The sequence below is a fragment of the Aerophototrophica crusticola genome (assembly GCF_012913305.1).
In the GTDB taxonomy this organism is placed as follows: Bacteria; Pseudomonadota; Alphaproteobacteria; order Azospirillales; family Azospirillaceae; genus Niveispirillum; species Niveispirillum crusticola.
Genome location: NZ_CP051775.1, coordinates 243,607 through 260,745, shown reverse-complemented (window position 1 = coordinate 260,745; position 17,139 = coordinate 243,607). Strand labels below are relative to the sequence as shown.

Below are 17,139 nucleotides of genomic sequence, written 5' to 3'. Positions count from 1 at the left end.
TCGGGACAGGATGATCCCGCAGGCCCCCAACGCCGGAGCTGTCCGCATGGGCGGCGAGGAACGCGTCCAGGCGCCCCTCGTCCCCCTGCCCGGCGAAGCGGAAGCCGGCCATGCAAGAAGTCAGGCCCCGGCGAGGGTGCCCTTCACCAGGCCGCTGGCCTTGCCGAAGTCCATCTGGCCGGCGTAGCGGGTGCGCAGTTCGGCCATCACGCGGCCCATGTCCTTGATGCCAGTGGCGCCGATCTCCTGGATCAGGGCGGCCACGGCCTGCGTCGTCTCCTCCTCGGAGAGCTGCTTGGGCATGAAGCCCTCGATGACCGCGATCTCCTCCCGCTCCTGCTGGGCCAGCTCAACGCGGCCGCCCTGCTCATAGAGGTCGATGGACTCACGCCGCTGCTTGACCATGGTCTGCAGCATGGAGGCAAGTTCCGCGTCGTCTATCCCGTCCATCTGGCCGCGGCCGCGGGCGGCGATGTCCCGGTCCTTCAGGGCGGCCAGGATCAGGCGGATGGTGGCGGTGGCGCGCTGGTCCTTGGCGCGCATGGCCTCCTTCAAGGCCTCGTTCAACCGCGTGCGGAGCATGGCAGGATACCTCGATCTAAAGACAAGCGGGCAGATTACGCGAGCCGGGGCCCGCAGGCCAGCCCGCAAGGGGGGATCATCCCGGCGAAAACGGCGCGCCTGCGCGGCAGGTCGGCCCAGATGCGCGCGAAGCGCGGGTTGACCGCCCGGCGGCCCTTGTCTATCTGGACCACTCGGCGCGAGGCCCTGCCCCCCGACGGGCGCGGCCCCACACCATATGTGCCTGCCGACCCGCCGAGAGAAGGTGCCAGCCCATGACCGATGCCCACACGACGGGGATACCCCAGCGCGCGCCCGCCCCTCCCGGCGCCACCGGCGCCCTGGTGCTGGCGGACGGCACCGTGTTCTGGGGCCGCGGCATCGGCGCCGCGGGCAACCGGGTGGGCGAGGTGTGCTTCAACACCTCCATGACCGGCTACCAGGAAATCCTGACCGACCCGTCCTATGCCGGGCAGATCATCACCTTCACCTTCCCCCATGTGGGGAACGTGGGCGCCAATCCGGAAGACATCGAGACGGTGACCCCCGTCGCCCGGGGCCTGGTGCTGCGGGTGGACATCACCGACCCCAGCAACTGGCGCGCCACCCGGCACCTGGATGACTGGCTGAAGAATTTCGACATCGTCGGCATCACCGGCATCGACACCCGCCGGCTGACCCGGCTGATCCGTGACGGCGGCGCCCCCACCGGCGTGATCGCCCATGCCCCGGACGGCAAGTTCGACATCGACGCCCTGGTGAGGATGGCCAAGGAGTGGCCGGGGCTGGAAGGCATGGACCTGGCGAAGGAGGTCAGCGCCCGCCAGACCTATCATTGGGATGAGACCGGCTGGACCCTGGGCCAGGGGTACGGGAAGCTGGAGAATCCCAAGCACCATGTGGTGGCCATGGATTTCGGCGCCAAGCGCAACATCCTGCGCTGCCTGGCCAATGCCGGCTGCAAGGTGACCGTCGTGCCCGCCACGGCGACGGCGGAGGAGATCCTGGCCCATAACCCGGACGGCGTTTTCCTGTCCAACGGCCCCGGCGACCCGGCCGCCACGGGCGAATACGCGGTCCCGGCCATCCGGCAGGTGGTGGAGAGCGGCAAGCCCGTGTTCGGCATCTGCCTGGGCCACCAGATGCTGGCCCTGGCCCTGGGCGGCAAGACCACGAAGATGGAGAAGGGCCACCGGGGCGCCAACCACCCGGTGAAGGACCTGGAGACCGGGCGGGTGGAGATCACCAGCCAGAACCACGGCTTCGTCGTGCTGCCGGAGAGCCTGCCGGACACGGTGGAGGTCACCCACGTCAGCCTGTTCGACGGCACCAACGAGGGGCTGCGCCTGAAGGGCCGCCCCGTGTTCAGCGTGCAGTACCACCCGGAGGCCAGCCCCGGCCCGCAGGACAGCCATTACCTGTTCGAGCGCTTCGTGCAGGCGATCGAGGGGAAGTACTGAGGGTTGGGGGGCACCTGATGTCACCCCAGGCTTGACCAGACAAGCGCGGCGTTGGCTGGCCTGGGGTTCATTGTGCTTCCCCCGCGAAGGCGGGGGTCCACGGTTCTTCAACCACAGTGACGGCACACACCGGGTCAAAAACTGTGGGCCCCCGCCTTCGCGGGGACGCGGTAGTGTCTGCACCAGACGGCCCAGCCCTGAATTGGCGCTTGGGGCCAAGTCCGGGGTGACCTCGGGTGCTTACGTGCCCGGCGTCGTGTAGCTGTGCACCGGGCCGGTCTTGCCGGAGCCGCCGGCGGTACCATCCTGCTTCTCGAAGGCCTCGGCGGCCTCTGACGCCCGCTCGCCGCTGGGCTTGCGGCCGATCAGGGTATCCGCGTCGGGGCTGCTGCCCGGGGGCACGGCCTGGCCCCGGTCCTCCACATGGGTGTGGTGGCGCGATGCCGGCTCGTTCGGGCCGAGGCGGTCGCGCAGCATGGCCTCGCGGGAGCCGGCACCGGCAGTGCCGCCAGCCATGCCCTGTCCCTCGAAGGCCGCGGCGGCGTCAGACGCCCGCTCACCGGACGGCACGCGGCCGATCAGCTCATCCGGGTCGGGCGAGGAGCCCTTGGGATAGGCGCGGCCACCGTCCTCCACATGCATGTGGTGGCGCGACGCCGGCTCGTTCGGGCCCATGCGGCGGCGCATGGGGGTGTACTGGTTCAGCCGGCCGCGCTTCTGGCCGCGGGTCATCTCGAAGGCCAGCCAGGCAACGCCGATGCCGATCAGGGCGATGGGCAGGGGGTTGCGGCTGACCACGTCCAGCAGTTGGTTGGCCATGGCCTGGCCGCGGGGGTTGCCCTGCACCCACCCCATGGCACTGTCGATCACATGGTCCGGCTTCAGCCGCCGCTCGATCTCCGCCGCCGTGCGCGTCATCTCCTCACGGGTACGCTCGATCTCCCGCTCGATCTCCTCGGTACGCGTGGCCATAGGGGGTTCCTTCCCGCTTCGTTTGCCCGTGCTAGCAACGCCCGAAGCGGGATTCGGTTGCACTTGCCCCGACTTGGCGGCATCCGCCGACGCCGGCGGCGGCGACACCCCCTTAACCGAATCGACATCTTCCCCGATCGATAGAATTAACATACTTTTGTGGGAAACAGGCGACGGGGGGCCCGCTCATGGGCATGCTGGATTTCTTGAAGGTCACCGTCGTCGAGAAGGTGGCGGTGTCGAAGTACACGGCGCACCTGCTGATCGATGGCAAGCAATTGTCCGTCGCCAACCTTGGCGTGAACAGCGTGACCGTCAGCGGCAAGGCCAAGCTGGCGGTGGGCCAGAAGGTCAGCTTCGACCTGGCCCTGAAGGACCCCAAGGAAAACCTGCGCCTGAAAGGCAGCGGCACCGTGGCCAGCGTGGGCAAGGACACGGCCAAGATCAACTTCGACGCCCTGCCCGACGCCACAAGGCAGACCGTGGCCCGGTTCCTGGCGCGCTACATGATCAACCGGTGAACCCCAGCGGGACTTGACGAGCGGACGGGGGGCGGGGCCCTAATCCGGCGCCGATGGCAACCGGACGGTATCTGTCGGCTGAATGACCCTGCTCGGACCTGCCCATGACCACCGACCCCGTTTATCTCTCCCCCGCCGCCGACGGCTTGGCCTGGCTGGTGCTGAACCGGCCGGGGAAGCGCAATGCCCTGGACCAGGCCATGTGGCAGGCGATCCCGCCCCTGCTTGCGCGGGCGGCGGCGGACCCGGGCATCAAGGTGCTGGGGGTGCGCGGGGCGGGCGGCTGCTTTGCCGCCGGGGCGGACATCGCGGAGTTCGGGACGGCCTATGCCACGCGGGACTCCACGGCCCGCTATGCCGCCGACATCGCCGCGGCCATGGACGGGCTGGCGGACTTTGCCAAGCCCAGCATCGCCCTGATCGAGGGGGCTTGCGTGGGCGGCGGGATGGGGCTGGCGCTGGCCTGCGACCTGCGCTTCGCCGCCGATACGGCCCGGCTGGGCATCACCCCGGCCAAGTTGGGGCTGGTCTATCCGCTGGGGGACACGAAGCGTTTGGTCCAGGCGGTGGGGCCGGCGGTGGCCAAGGACCTGCTGTTCACCGGCCGGCTGGTGGACGCGGCGGAAGCGCTGTCCCTGCGGCTGGTGAACCGGGTGGTGCCGGCGGTGGAGCTGGAGCAGGCGGTGCTGGACTATGCCGCCCAGGTGGCCGCCACCTCCCAGTACACGGCCCGGGCGACCAAGCGGATGGTGGCCCACGTACTGGCCGGGCAGGTGTCCGACACGCCGGGACGGTGGCCGAGTTCCTGGACGCGGTGGAGGGTGAGGATTTCCAGGAGGGGCTGCGGGCCTTCGGGGAGAAGCGGCCGCCACGGTTCCCGTATTCCTGAGGGTCAGCGCTTACTCCGCCGCCTCAAGTGGCGCCTGTTTCGGGCGGCGGCGAAAGCCGGCGAGGCGGGTCTTGACCCGGGACCAGCCGCGCTCCTCCTCTGGCGTCAGGTCGATGCCCACCTGGACCAGCCGGTCACCATCCATCTGGGCGGCAACCAGCTCCACCTCCCCCGCCCGCGCCCGATCACCCAGGGCGGGGGTGCGGCCCAGGCGCTTGGCCAGGAATGCGCCCAGCATCAGGTCCCCGTCAGGGCCGGGGTCGAAGCCATAGAGCAGGCCCACCTCCCGCGCCGGGGTGTCGGCCTGGAGCTGGAAATCGCCGATGCCCTGCCGTTGCGCCACGCCGGCGGCGCGGCGTCCGAACAACCGGTCCATCACCGCCAAAGCCGGCGGGTCGCCCAGGCACAGCACCGCGTCACCGGGTTGCAGGCCGGCCGCGTCCTCCGGCCTGACCGGGCAGCCGTTCTGGATCAGGGTCAGGACCTGCACGTTCTCCGGGATCAGCAGGCGCCCGCGGGTGCGGGTCGCCGCCTCGCTGTCCGGGGCGACGGTGAAGACGGCGAGTTGGCGGCCCTCCTCGCCGGCCAGGTCGAAGTCCGCCCGTGTGGGTGCCTCCGGCTCCGCCGGGGCCAGCATTCCCAGCAGGCGGGCGGCGAGGCCCACCGTCCAGCCCTGTACCACCAGGGACACCAGCACCACCACGAAGGCGATGCCGAAATAGGTCTCCGCCCCCGGCACCCCGGCCAGCACGGGCATGGTGCCCAGCACGATGGGCACCGCCCCGCGCAAGCCCACCCAGGACATGAACCACAGCTCGCCCCAACTGAACCGCAGGGGCGCCAGGCTGATGAACACCGCCAGCGGCCGGGCCAGGAAGACCAGGGCCAGGGCGACCAGCACCGCCTCTGCCGCGAAGGGCTCCAGCTTGGACGGGGTCACCAGCAGGCCCAGCATGACGAACAGGGTGATCTGCGCCAGCCAGGCCAGCCCGTCATGGAAGCGGCGGATCAGCCGGTCCGCCTTGTGCCGCTTGTTGCCCAGGATGAAGCCGGCCAGGTACACGGCCATGAAGCCCGACGTGCCCAGGGCCTGGGCCAAGCCATAGACGAACAGGGCCGCCGACAGGGCCAGGATGGGATAGAGGCCGTCGGCCAGCTCAAGCCGGTTGACCAGCCCCACCAGGGCGAAACCGGCGATGACGCCCAGCGCCGCACCGCCGCCCATCTCCAGCACGAACTCCAGGGCCAGGTGCCAGCCGGAGATAGGGCCGGGTGCCGTGACCAGGGTGATGGCCACCACCGTCAGCAACACGGCCATGGGGTCGTTAAGGCCGGATTCCACCTCCAGCGTGGCGCTGACCCGGGCGCGCAGGCCCAGGCCGCGCAGGTGCAGCAGGAAGAACACCGCCGCCGCGTCGGTGGACGCCACGATGGCGCCGACCAGCAGCCCCTCCCGCCAGCCGAGGTCCAGGGCGAGGGCGGCGGCGAGGCCCGTGACCCCCGCCGTGACCACCACCCCCACCGTGGCGAGGCTGAGGGCCGGCCAGCGGGCCAGCTTGAAAGTCTCGGCCCTGGTGCGCAGGCCGCCGTCGAACAGGATGACGGCCAGGGCCAGGCTGCCGATCAGGTAGGCGAGCTGGTAGTCATTGAAGAAGATGCCATAGCCATCCTCCCCCGCCAGCATGCCCAGCGCCAGGAACACCAGCAGCACCGGGGCGCCGATGCGCGACGACACCTGTCCCGCGAAGATGGCCAGCAGCAGCAACAGGCCGGCGAGCAGGATGATGTGGTTGACAAGTTCCACGCCCCCCTCCCCCTTCCAGCCGGTGCCCTTCCTTACTCTCCCACAGGAGAGACGGTGAAGGTGCCACAATTGTGGCGTATCGGACACGAAACGGGGGCGAGTCTTGCTGTCGCGCCACAGTCTGCGCGGGCGGAACAGGCCGCTGTTTCTTGCCGCCGCGCAGATCGATGGTCAGCCCGCCGAGATTCATGCCTTGTGCCTTGTCCACCAGCGCCGCCGCCATCCGCATCGGGCGTCCCCTTCGTTGCTGGTCCCCGGCCCGTGCGCGGGGAATTGCTTGCAGGGTCGGGGCCATGGGTTCCGGGGCGCTGGGCCGGGGGTAGGGTCTGGCGACCGACCCTTTTGCGAGTTCCCGCCCCATGCCCAGGACACTTTCCGTTGCCGGCCTGTCCCTGATGCTAGCCCTTGTCACCGCCCCGACCCTCGCCAACGACACTGCCCCCGTGGTGGCGGCGGAGCGGGCCTTCGCAGCCCAGGGCCTGGAGCTGGGCTGGGTGGCGGCGTTCAAGCGCAACGCCGCCCCGGACGGCATCACCTTCAGCCCGGAACCGGTGAACGCGCAAGCGAACCTGGCCAAGCTGCCGGAGGGCAAGGACCCGGTGCCGCTGACCTGGTGGCCGGTCTGGGCGGGCATGGCGCGGTCCGGCGACATGGGCTTCACCATGGGACCCTTCGCCATCGGCGACAAAGGCTTCGGCCATTTCTTCACCGTCTGGGTCAGGCAGCCGGACGGGTCCTGGAAGTGGGTCTATGACGGCGGCCCGCGGAACAAGGATAAGTCGCCCCTGGGCCCGGACACGGAACCCGCCAGCCTGCCCCCCGCCACGGCCGCCGCGGGCTCGGCAGAGGCGGCCATGAAGCAGGTGACGGCCCTGGAGAGCGCCCTGGCCGCGCAGGCCGCGAGCGATGCCAGGGCCGCCTACCTTGCCCACCTTGCCCCCGACGCGCGGGTGATGGGATCGCCGGAGCAGCCGGCCACGACGCCGGAGGCTGTCACCGCCGAACTGTCCCGCCGGGCGCCGGCCCTGAGCTTTGCCGCGCTGGGTGGGAAGGCCTCGTCCGCCGGTGACCTGGCCTTCACCTATGGCAGCGCCGCCTGGACCGGCAAGGACGGCCAACCCCACCGGGGCCACTATGTCCGCATCTGGCAGAACCGGACGCAGGGGTGGAAGCTGGTGTTCGACGAGCTGCTGCCGGTCCCGCCGGCCAAATCGTAGGTCGGAACAGGCGCGCACACGCCGTATTCCGACATCGTGAGCGTGTTTGGTGCCGTCGGATTACGAGGCTTCGCCTCTAATCCGACCTACGCCCCCACCCCGTCCAGCCGGCGGCTCCAGTCCTCCACGGCACTGGTCTCGATCCGGCGGAGGGTCAGGGCCTTCAGGTTGGCGCTGATGCCGGCGCAGGCGGCGAGGTCGGCCAGGGCGGTCGTGTCCAGGGTGCGGTCATACAGGGTGGCGATGACCCGGGACAGGGGCCAGGCGGGGTTGGGGCGCTCCACCGGCTCCAGCCGCTCCCCGGCGGACAGGGCGCCGGGCTCCAGCACCCGGTAGTACCAGCCGGTGCGCCCGGTGCGCTGGAACAGGCGGGGCAGCTCCGGGATGCCGAACCGGGCGCCCAGCTTCCAGCAGGGCTGGCGCGTCTGGCAGACCTGGAGCAGGGCCGTGCCGACGCGCACCACGTCGCCCAGGCAGACATCGCCCTCCGTCACCCCGGCGACGGACAGGTTCTCCCCGAACGCGCCGGGCGCTCCCAGCAGCGGGGCCATGGCCGGCTGTTCCGCGGCCCAGGCGGCGTAGTGGTCGCTTGGGTAGAGGTGGACCGCCTTCTCCGGCCCGCCATGCACCTTGGGGTCCCCCACCTGGTCGCCCATCAGGCCCAGCTCCCCCACCGGCACGGGCCCCGTCATAGGTTCCCGCGCCGCGATGCTGCTGGGCACGCCCTTGGGTCCCAACGGTTGCGGGGTGCCCACGAGGACGGCATCGATCAGCATGGGGGATCTCCAGGGTAAGTTCCTCACGCCACACCATGCCAGAGCAGGGCGGCACCGGCCAGATGGGCGAAGAAAAAGCCGCCCGGGTTCGCACCCGGGCGGCTTTCGTCTTGTTCTGTCCGGCTTGCCCCGGCATTGGGGCCGGGGCTGTCGGATTACGCTGCACTAATCCGACCTACGGGGGCCGCAGGTCGGACGGCGCGGGCGTCAGCCCTTCAGGGCCTTCAGCATGGTGCTGCCGAGGCTGGCGGGGCTTTCGCTGATGTGGATGCCGGCTTCCTTCATGGCGGCCAGCTTGAACTCCGCCGTGTCGTTGCCGCCGGAGATCACCGCACCCGCGTGGCCCATGCGGCGGCCCGGGGGGGCCGTGCGGCCGGCGATGAAGCCGACGACGGGCTTGGTCAGGCCGCTGTTCTTGATGTACTCCGCGCCCTTAACCTCCGCGTCACCACCGATCTCACCGATCATGATGATGCCTTCGGTCTCCGGGTCGTTGGCGAACAGCTCCAGCGCGTCCACGAAGTTGGTGCCGTTGACCGGGTCGCCGCCGATGCCGATGCAGGTGCTCTGCCCCAGGCCGGCGGCGGTGGTCTGGGCCACCGCCTCATAGGTCAGGGTGCCGGAGCGGCTGACGATGCCGATCTTGCCCCGCTTGTGGATGTGGCCCGGCATGATGCCGATCTTGCACTCGTCCGGGGTGATGACGCCCGGGCAGTTCGGCCCGATCAGGCGGGTGCCGGAACCAGCGAGCGCCCGCTTCACCTTCACCATGTCCAGGACGGGGATGCCCTCGGTGATGCAGACCACCAGGGGGATCTTGGCGTCGATGGCTTCCAGGATCGCGTCGGCCGCGAACGGGGGCGGGACGTAGATCACGCTGGCGTTGGCGCCGGTGGCGTCCACCGCCTGGGCCACCGTGTCGAACACGGGCAAGTCCAGGTGCTTGGTGCCGCCTTTGCCGGGGGTGACGCCGCCGACCATCTTGGTGCCGTAGGCGATGGCCTGCTCGGAGTGGAAGGTCCCCTGGGCGCCGGTGAAGCCCTGGCAGATGACCTTGGTGTCCTTGTTGACGAGAACGGCCATGTTACGCGGCCTCCTTCACGGACTTCACGATCTTCTCGGCGGCGTCGGCGAGGTTGTCGGCCGACAGGATGGGCAGGCCGGATTCGGCCAGGATCTTCTTGCCGAGGTCGACGTTGGTGCCTTCCAGGCGGACCACCAGGGGCACGTGCAGGCTGACCTCGCGGGCCGCGGCGACCACGCCCTCCGCGATCACGTCGCAGCGCATGATGCCGCCGAAGATGTTGACCAGGATGCCCTCGACGTTGGGGTCGGAGAGGATCAGCTTGAAGGCGGTGGTCACCCGCTCCTTCGTCGCCCCGCCGCCCACGTCCAGGAAGTTGGCCGGCTCACCGCCGTACAGCTTGATGATGTCCATGGTGGCCATGGCCAGGCCGGCGCCGTTGACCATGCAGCCGATGTTGCCGTCCAGCTTGACGTAGTTCAGGCCGTGCTTGGTGGCCTCGGTCTCGCTGGCCTCCTCCTCCGACTCGTCGCGCAGCTCTTCCACCTCGGGGTGCTTGTAGAGCGCGTTGTCGTCGAAGTTCATCTTGGCGTCGAGGGCGATCACCTCACCCGAGCCGGTGACGACCAGCGGGTTGATCTCCACCAGGCTCATGTCCAGGTCCACGAAGGCCTTGTACATGGCGGTGAGGAACTTGGCGGCGGCACCGACCTGCTTGCCTTCCAGGCCCAGGGCGAAGGCGACCTTGCGGGCGTGGTAGCCCTGCAGCCCCTCGACCGGGTCGATGGCGACCTTCACGATCTTCTCAGGGGTGTTGTGGGCCACCTCCTCGATCTCCATGCCGCCCTCGGTGGAGGCGACGATGGTGACGCGGGACGTGGCGCGGTCCAGCAGCATGGAGAGGTACAGCTCGCGCTTGATGTCGGCCCCCTCCTCCACGTACAGGCGGTTGACCTCCTTGCCCTCCGGCCCGGTCTGCTTGGTGACCAGCACCTTGCCCAGCATGGCCCCGGCATTGGCGACGACGTCATCCACGGACTTGACGACGCGGACGCCGCCCTTGCCGTTGGGGTCTTCCTTGAAGCGGCCGGCGCCGCGGCCACCGGCGTGGATCTGCGACTTCACCACCCAGACGGGGCCGCCCAGCTCCTCGGCCACCTTGCGGGCCTCCTCGGGCGTGTAGGCGACGCCGCCGCGGGGAACCGCGACGCCGTATTTCTTCAGCAGGCCCTTGGCCTGGTACTCATGGATGTTCATCGGTCCGCCGTCTTGCTCTGGATGGGAGACGGTCCGGCCCGGCGCGCGGGCAGGACCGCGCGGACCAAGCCGCACGCGAGGGGCAGGTCCCCCACGCGGGCCGCACTTTAGCACCGCGGAAGAAGGGTTCAACCGGCCATTGGTCGCGCCCTGCTGCATGGCAGCGAAGCTTTCGCCACACGATTCCGCGGGACAAGGATAGGTTCTGTCGCGGGGCGATACGGGCGGTGCGGAAAACGAAGCGCGCGCGCAGCGAGACTGGTAGTCGCGCGTGGCGTGTTACCAGGGCACCGACGGACAGGACCCGGCGCGCAAAACAAAAACCCCCGCGCCGGTCACCCGGCGCGGGGGCTGTGTCAGGCTTCGGCGACCGGAGGGGGATCAGCCCTCGCCGGCGACCTTCTTGGTGATGTCGACCAGCTGCTTCACCGCGTCCACGGACTTGGCGAACATGGCCTTCTCGTCGTCGTTCAGCTCGATCTCGACGATCTTCTCCACGCCGGCGGCCCCGATGATCACGGGCACGCCGATGTAGAGGCCGTCCACGCCGTACTGGCCGGTCAGCTTGGCGGCGCAGGGCAGGACGCGCTTCTTGTCCTTCAGGTAGCTCTCGGCCATGGCGATGGCGGAGGCAGCGGGGGCGTAGAAGGCGGAGCCGGTCTTCAGCAGGCCGACGATCTCCGCCCCGCCGTCGCGGGTGCGCTGGACGATCTTGTCCAGCTTCTCCTGGCTGGTCCAGCCCATCTTCACCAGGTCCGGCAGGGGGATGCCGGCGACGGTGGAGTAGCGGACGGACGGCACCATGGTGTCGCCGTGGCCACCCAGCACGAAGGCGGTCACGTCCTCCACGGACACCTTGAACTCCTCCGCCAGGAACCAGCGGAAGCGGGCGCTGTCCAGCACGCCGGCCATGCCGACCACCTTCTCCGGCGGCAGGCCCGTCACCTCCTGCATCAGGCCGACCATGGCGTCCAGCGGGTTGGTGATGACGATGACGAAGGCGTTGGGGGCGTGCGCCTTTATGCCGGCGCCGACGGCCTTGATCACCTTGGCGTTGATGCCGACCAGGTCGTCACGGCTCATGCCCGGCTTGCGGGGCACGCCGGCGGTGACGATCACCACGTCGGCGCCGGCGATGTCGGCATAGTTGCTGGTGCCGCTGTAGCCGGCGTCGAAGCCCTCCACCGGGGACAGCTCGGCGATGTCCAGCGCCTTGCCCTTGGCAACGCCCTCGGCGTCGGGAATGTCCAGCAGGACGATGTCGCCCAGCTCCTTCTGGCCGGCCAGCAGGGCCAGGGTGCCGCCGATCTGGCCGGCGCCGACCAGTGCGATCTTCTTGCGTGCCATGGGATGCGTCCTCGGTTAGCTCAGGTTCGCGTGCGGGAGGCCTTGGGGCCTGCCTTGTTCGGGGCCGCGGCGGCGCCTGTACCGGAGGACGGCGCGTTACCGGGGCCGGGGGTGCTCTAGCCTGATTCCGCAGCCCCCGCAAGAAGACTTGGGGTTAGGGGCCGGGGCGTCCGGGCGGCACCGGCCGGGGATGCGGCGCTGCCGGCCAAACCCTTGTGGAACAAGCGTTGCCGGGGCGGGTTGCCTTACCGTCCCGCGCCGTGCGTCCGCACGCGGGGCCCGCCTTCCCCCTGCCTGCATGCCGAGGCTGCCATGCCGCTACCCCGTCTGCGCCGATGCGCCGCACCCGCCCTGCTCGCCCTGGCCGCCGGGGCGGGCCCGGCCCTGTCCCAGGCGCCCACCAGCGCCACCTATGCCACCACCCCGGCCAATGCCTGCGAGGTGAACTTCAACTTCCTGGACATCGCCATCCCGCCCGACGTGCAGGCCATCCCCTTCATCTTCCGGCCCTTCACCAGCTATGACGAGTGGCCGGAGGACAAGCTGGAGCTGTACCGCCAGTGCGAGGCCTATCTGGCCAACCCGCCGGTGCTGGTCCGGTTCGACGGCAGCGGGCCCGGCCTGCGCCCGGTGAGCCGGATCGGCGACACCCAGTCCGGCCCGCCCCCTGCCCGCCCCGGCCTGCCGGGGGAGCCTGAATCCCGCCTGAGCGACCCGGCCCAGACCCGGGAGCGCGCCGGGGCCGGTGCCCTGAACGGGACGCCGCGGCCGTAAGCATTCTTCCCCCCTTCCCCAGGGAAAGGGGGGATCAGCCGCTGATCCCGAACAGCTCCAGTTGCCACAGCATCTCCACCTCGCCCAGGGGATAGTCGGTGCCGTGGCGGGCGTTCAGCAGCTTGCGCGGCGGGACGCCCGCCTTGGCTTGGAGGGCGCGGGCGCAGCGCATGGACAGGCCGGCCTTCCAGGCGAGCGCCGTGATGGCCTTGGGGCCCTGGGTGTCCAGGATGCGCTGGACCACCGGCAGGGGGATGCGGGCCTTCAGCGCCAGGGCGGCCCGGGTGAAGGTCATGTCGCCCCAGGACAGGGCGTCCCATACCGCCTCCTCGTCCAGCGTCCCCTCCTCCATCAGGCGCAGGGCGCGCTTTTCCGGCGGTTCCCGGTCGGCATAGCCGCGGGCCCAGTCAAGCCGGCGGCCGGTGACGGCCACCACGGTGTCGCGCGCCTCCCGGTCGAAGCCCTCCGCCGCCAGCTCGTCCCGGATGCCGCTGCCCACCACCTCGGCGATGCGGCCGGTCAGGGTGGCGGGCAGGCCCGACCTGACGGGCGGGGGCGGGATCACCTCCACCAGGGCGGTGCCGGTGCCCGGCGAGTGCGGGGCGCCGGGGTTGGCGTGCAGGGCGGCCAGGGCGTCCGGGTCGCCGGTGGCCTCCAGCCTGTCCGCCACCTGCTGGCTGACCGTGGGGCGGCGGGCGATGGCCTCCAGCACCCAGGGCAGGGGTTGGCTGGCGATGATGGACAGCAATTCCTCATCCGTCAGGGTGACGCAGGTGCGCAGCACCGGCTCCGCCACCTCGCGGGAGACGTCGCGGGCCAGGCGGGCCACCAGCCGGGGCGGCGCCACCTCCACGTCGGCCAGGGTGCTGGCCAGGGCCGCCCGCACCCGCACCACCTGGTCGGCGGCCAGGTCGTTCAGCACCTGGTGGGCCAGGTCGCGCAGACTGGCGAGTTCCGCCCCCGTGAGGTGCGGCAGGGCCCGCGCCAACTTGGCCCCCAGCAGGCGCCGCACGTCGGCGTCCGCGTCGCGGGACAGGCGGCGGGCGGCCTGGACCGGGGTCGCATCGTTGCCGGCGATGGCCCGGCGCACGCCCACGTCCGGGTCCTCGGCCAGGAAGAACAGCAGTTCCGGCTGCACGTCGGGGCGCGTGGCCAGCCAGCCGCGCACCGACGGGTCCGGGTGCGCGGCCAGGGCCTTGGCCTGTTCGTAGGGCAGCAGATCGCTCATCCGCGCAGCATCGCCCAGGGGGCATCCCCCTTTCAACCGGCGCGCACCCACCCGGATGCCATAGGTCACGGGCGGGGAGTGACGAGACGCCCCGTGGGAGACCGGGTCGGTTGGCACTATGTTAGGGGCCGTGGACCACAGACCGGGGAGGCCGGAGATGCGCCTGTTCCGCCTGACGCTGCCCGTCACCGACATCGACGCCGCCACCCGCTTCTATGCCCAGGTGCTGGGCCAGCCGGGGCGCCGGGTGTCCCCCGGCCGGCATTATTTCGACGTGGGCCGGTCCATCCTGGCCTGCCTGGACGCGCAGGCCGAGGGGGACGGCGGCTTCCCCGGGCCCCTGCCCGACCATGTCTACCTGGCGGTCCATGATCTGGAGGCTTTCCTGGCAAGGGCGGATGCGGCGGGTGCCGCCTTCGACCTGGCCGTGTCGGAGGACCATGGCGTGCCCGGCCGGATCGAGGACCGGCCCTGGGGCGAGCGCAGCTTCTATTGCCGTGACCCGTTCGGCAACCGGCTGGCCTTCGTGGAGTCGGGTACGGAGTTCACGGGGACTGAGGCCGCCGGCCCCGGCGCCGGCAGCCACCATTCCGGGCTTTGTCGCCAAACATCGCCTTCCGTGGCTTGTGCCCTGCGCGGCGGCATGGCTTCCTGTGGGCCTGGGGATGACGAGGTCAGGGGCGGCTCCTCATGGCCGTGGCGCAGTGGAGAGGATTGTCCTGGGTTGGGAAAGGGTTCGCCCTGGCCGGCTTGGTCGTCGCTGTCGGGCTTGGCTGGTCCCTGTACCTCGCGGCCTTTTGGGGTTGGCCTTCGTCGTGCGAGACAATCGAGGAAATGGTCGGCGAGCCCCATGACGGCACCCGGATCGTCAAGGTGGATCGGCTGTGCGGGCAGTTGGGCACGTCCCATCGGGTCGCCATCATGATCGTAGCGCCGGGGCAAGAGCCCGTCACCCTGGTCGAGTACGGCCCGGCCTATTCTTTCGTCAGTGCGGGAGAAGCCGATCCCAGCATTTCTTGGGACGGGGATGGGACATTGCTGGTGTCGATCGGCACGGTCGCGTCCCTGGACATCAGGGAAACCAGCGTCGGCGGCATCCAAGTCAGATATGACATCGGTCGGGTGATGTGGAGCCAGTAGCAGGGTGGGCCTCCCTATACCGCAGTGCAGCGCAAGCCCTTGGATTGCTTGGCTTCTTGCGCCCTCCTGCCGTACGGGATAGTTTACCCTCCAAAGTAGGGGCATGAAGCCCCGACCGCGCAGGGGAGGACGGCCGATGGGGAGCGTGCGCGTGACGGGGTGTCTTGGTTCCCCCAGGCCCGCCCATGGCTAGCCCCCGCATCCGCAGCCCCCAGGACGTGGTGGGCGGGCTTGCCCTGGTGGTGGTGGCCGCGGTGGCCTGGTCCCAGCTGGGTGAGCTGAAGATGGGCACGGCCATGCGCATGGGGCCGGGCTATTTCCCCACCGTGCTGTCCTGGCTGGTGGGGCTGTTCGGCCTGTTCATCGCCGGCCGCGGGTTGGTCCATGACGGGCCGCCGCTGGACCGCTGGGGCTGGCGGCACATCATCCCCGTCATCGGCGCCATCGTGCTGTTCGCCTTCGCCATACGGCCGCTGGGACTGGTGCTGTCGGGGGCGGGGATCGTGCTGGTCGCCTCCTTCGCCGCCCCGGACCTGCGCTGGCGGGAGACCATCATCTTCGGCGGCGCCCTGGTCCTGTTCACCGTCCTGCTGTTCAAGGTGGCGCTGGGCCTGCCCTTCGCCGTCTGGCCGAGGTTCTGACCGCCCATGGATGTCTTTTCCAACCTGGCCATGGGCTTCGGCGCCGCGTTCACGCCGCTGAACCTGGGCCTGTGCTTCATCGGCGCCCTGGTGGGGACCCTGATCGGCGTGCTGCCGGGGCTGGGGCCCATCGCCACCATCGCCATCCTGCTGCCCATCACCTTCTACCTGGACCCGCTGGGCGCCCTGATCATGCTGGCGGGCATCTATTACGGCGCCCAGTATGGCGGCAGCACCACGGCCATCCTGGTGAACATGCCGGGGGAGACGTCCAGCGTGGTCACCACCCTGGACGGCCACCAGATGGCCAAGCAGGGCCGCGCCGGGCCGGCCCTGGCCATCGCGGCCCTGGGCAGCTTCTTCGCCGGGACTGTGGCCACGTTCATGATCGCCCTGTTCGGGCCGCTGCTGGCCGCCCTTGCGCAGAAGTTCGGGCCGGCGGAGTATTTCAGCCTGATGCTGCTGGGCCTGGTGGGCGCCACCGTGCTGGCCAGCGGGTCGGTGGTGAAGGCCGTGTCCATGATCCTGCTGGGCCTGCTGCTGGGCACCGTGGGGTCCGACCTGGAGTCGGGGGAGCCGCGCCTGACCTTCGGCATCCCGCAGATCGCCGAGGGCATCAACTTCACCACCCTGGCCGTGGGCCTGTTCGGCGTGGCGGAGATCCTGCGGAACCTGGAAAAGCATGAGGAACGGACGGTCCTTCCCGGCCATATCCACGGGCTGATGCCCACTTGGCACGACATCAAGCAGTGCTTCCCCGCCGTGCTGCGCGGCACGGGCATCGGCAGCATCCTGGGCATCCTGCCGGGTAACGGGGCGGTGCTGGCGCCCTATGCCAGCTATACGCTGGAAAAGAAGCTGGCCAAGGACCGCAGCCGCTTCGGCAAGGGCGCCATCGAGGGCGTGGCCGGGCCGGAGAGCGCCAACAACGCCGGCGCCCAGACCAGCTTCATCCCCCTGCTGACCCTGGGCATCCCGCCCAACGCCGTGATGGCCATGATGGTCGGCGCCATGACCATCCAGGGCATCGTCCCCGGCCCCACGGTCATGACGGAGAACCCGACCCTGTTCTGGGGCATGATCGCCAGCATGTGGATCGGCAACGCCATGCTGGTCATCATCAACCTGCCGCTGGTGGGCATCTGGGTGCGGCTGCTGAAGGTGCCCTACCGGTTGCTGTACCCGGCCATCCTGCTGTTCTGCTGCATCGGCGTGTACAGCATCAACAGCAGCTATTTCGACGTGGTGCTGGTCGCCATCTTCGGCGTCGTGGGCTATTTCCTGATGAAGCACCATTTCGAGCCGGCACCCCTGCTGCTGGCCTTCGTGCTGGGCCCGCTGCTGGAGGAGAACCTGCGCCGGGCCATGCTGATCGCCCGCGGCGACCCCACCATCTTCGTCACCCGCCCCATCAGCCTGGTGCTGCTGCTGGTGGCGGCGGGGCTGCTGGCCCTCGTGCTGCTGCCCTCCATCCGCAAGCGGCGGGAGGAAGTCTTCCACGAGGAAGAGTGACCCGTTCGCCTGTTCC

Annotated in this window: 16 protein-coding genes and 1 pseudogene; 9 read left to right on the top strand and 8 right to left on the bottom strand. The window is 70.0% G+C overall.

All coding sequences use genetic code 11. From position 1 onward, the window contains the following. Positions 1-120 precede the first annotated feature (120 nt). Positions 121-582 (bottom strand): GatB/YqeY domain-containing protein, encoded by a 462-nt coding sequence (locus HHL28_RS01295; RefSeq protein ID WP_075770954.1) that lies wholly within the window; start codon positions 580-582, stop codon positions 121-123. A 254-nt stretch (positions 583-836) separates the two neighbouring features. Between HHL28_RS01295 and carA the strand changes: the two genes are divergently transcribed. Beyond that, positions 837-2,021, top strand: coding sequence for a glutamine-hydrolyzing carbamoyl-phosphate synthase small subunit (gene carA / locus HHL28_RS01290; protein ID WP_075770953.1), 1,185 nt, complete (start codon positions 837-839; stop codon positions 2,019-2,021). A 240-nt stretch (positions 2,022-2,261) separates the two neighbouring features. Here carA and HHL28_RS01285 read toward each other — a convergent pair whose 3' ends face one another. Next, positions 2,262-2,993, bottom strand: a complete 732-nt coding sequence (locus tag HHL28_RS01285) for a DUF3618 domain-containing protein (protein WP_075770952.1) — start codon at positions 2,991-2,993, stop codon at positions 2,262-2,264. A 194-nt stretch (positions 2,994-3,187) separates the two neighbouring features. On the opposite strand from HHL28_RS01285, the gene HHL28_RS01280 reads away from it, so the two are divergent. Next, positions 3,188-3,514: a hypothetical protein gene (locus tag HHL28_RS01280; protein WP_169654559.1), complete on the top strand. Its 327-nt coding sequence runs from the start codon at positions 3,188-3,190 to the stop codon at positions 3,512-3,514. Between the two features lie 104 nt (positions 3,515-3,618). Further along, positions 3,619-4,212, top strand: a pseudogene (locus HHL28_RS01275) (enoyl-CoA hydratase/isomerase family protein); the annotation flags it as partial. A gap of 201 nt (positions 4,213-4,413) precedes the next feature. Here HHL28_RS01275 and HHL28_RS01270 read toward each other — a convergent pair. Further along, positions 4,414-6,207 carry a potassium/proton antiporter gene (locus HHL28_RS01270; RefSeq protein ID WP_075770949.1) on the bottom strand — a complete coding sequence of 598 codons (1,794 nt, stop codon included), beginning with the start codon at positions 6,205-6,207 and terminating at the stop codon, positions 4,414-4,416. Positions 6,208-6,566: 359 nt separating this feature from the next. Between HHL28_RS01270 and HHL28_RS01265 the strand changes: the two genes are divergently transcribed. Further along, a complete protein-coding gene (locus HHL28_RS01265; RefSeq protein WP_075770948.1) occupies positions 6,567-7,424 on the top strand; it encodes a DUF4440 domain-containing protein in 858 nt (285 codons plus the stop codon). An 86-nt stretch (positions 7,425-7,510) separates the two neighbouring features. On the opposite strand, the gene HHL28_RS01260 is transcribed toward HHL28_RS01265, so the two are convergent. The 4 genes from HHL28_RS01260 to mdh form a co-directional block, all read right to left on the bottom strand. Beyond that, on the bottom strand, positions 7,511-8,200 hold the full coding sequence (locus HHL28_RS01260; protein WP_075770947.1) for an MOSC domain-containing protein: 690 nt from the start codon (positions 8,198-8,200) through the stop codon (positions 7,511-7,513). Between the two features lie 207 nt (positions 8,201-8,407). Next, positions 8,408-9,283, bottom strand: coding sequence for a succinate--CoA ligase subunit alpha (gene sucD, locus HHL28_RS01255; RefSeq protein WP_075770946.1), 876 nt, complete (start codon positions 9,281-9,283; stop codon positions 8,408-8,410). Position 9,284: 1 nt separating this feature from the next. Further along, a complete protein-coding gene (gene sucC, locus HHL28_RS01250; RefSeq protein ID WP_075770945.1) occupies positions 9,285-10,481 on the bottom strand; it encodes an ADP-forming succinate--CoA ligase subunit beta in 1,197 nt (398 codons plus the stop codon). Positions 10,482-10,862: 381 nt separating this feature from the next. Then, the gene (mdh, locus tag HHL28_RS01245; RefSeq protein ID WP_075770944.1) at positions 10,863-11,828 is read right to left on the bottom strand and encodes a malate dehydrogenase; all 966 of its coding nucleotides are present in this window, start codon (positions 11,826-11,828) and stop codon (positions 10,863-10,865) included. A gap of 312 nt (positions 11,829-12,140) precedes the next feature. Between mdh and HHL28_RS01240 the strand changes: the two genes are divergently transcribed. Next, the gene (locus tag HHL28_RS01240; protein WP_075770943.1) at positions 12,141-12,602 is read left to right on the top strand and encodes a hypothetical protein; all 462 of its coding nucleotides are present in this window, start codon (positions 12,141-12,143) and stop codon (positions 12,600-12,602) included. 34 nt (positions 12,603-12,636) lie between these two features. Here HHL28_RS01240 and HHL28_RS01235 read toward each other — a convergent pair whose 3' ends face one another. After that, positions 12,637-13,830 carry a DUF2336 domain-containing protein gene (locus HHL28_RS01235; protein ID WP_075770942.1) on the bottom strand — a complete coding sequence of 398 codons (1,194 nt, stop codon included), beginning with the start codon at positions 13,828-13,830 and terminating at the stop codon, positions 12,637-12,639. 157 nt (positions 13,831-13,987) lie between these two features. Here HHL28_RS01235 and HHL28_RS01230 point away from each other — a divergent pair, with 157 nt between their 5' ends. The 4 genes from HHL28_RS01230 (at position 13,988) to HHL28_RS01215 (ending at position 17,123) form a co-directional block, all read left to right on the top strand. Then, on the top strand, positions 13,988-14,755 hold the full coding sequence (locus tag HHL28_RS01230; protein WP_169654557.1) for a VOC family protein: 768 nt from the start codon (positions 13,988-13,990) through the stop codon (positions 14,753-14,755). After that, on the top strand, positions 14,752-14,970 hold the full coding sequence (locus HHL28_RS01225) for a hypothetical protein (RefSeq protein WP_169654555.1): 219 nt from the start codon (positions 14,752-14,754) through the stop codon (positions 14,968-14,970). Before HHL28_RS01230 ends, HHL28_RS01225 begins: the two co-directional genes overlap by 4 nt. A 185-nt stretch (positions 14,971-15,155) precedes the next feature. Then, positions 15,156-15,611, top strand: a complete 456-nt coding sequence (locus HHL28_RS01220; RefSeq protein WP_075770939.1) for a tripartite tricarboxylate transporter TctB family protein — start codon at positions 15,156-15,158, stop codon at positions 15,609-15,611. A 6-nt stretch (positions 15,612-15,617) separates the two neighbouring features. Then, positions 15,618-17,123: a tripartite tricarboxylate transporter permease gene (locus HHL28_RS01215; protein ID WP_075770938.1), complete on the top strand. Its 1,506-nt coding sequence runs from the start codon at positions 15,618-15,620 to the stop codon at positions 17,121-17,123. The last annotated feature ends 16 nt before the right edge of the window (positions 17,124-17,139 follow it).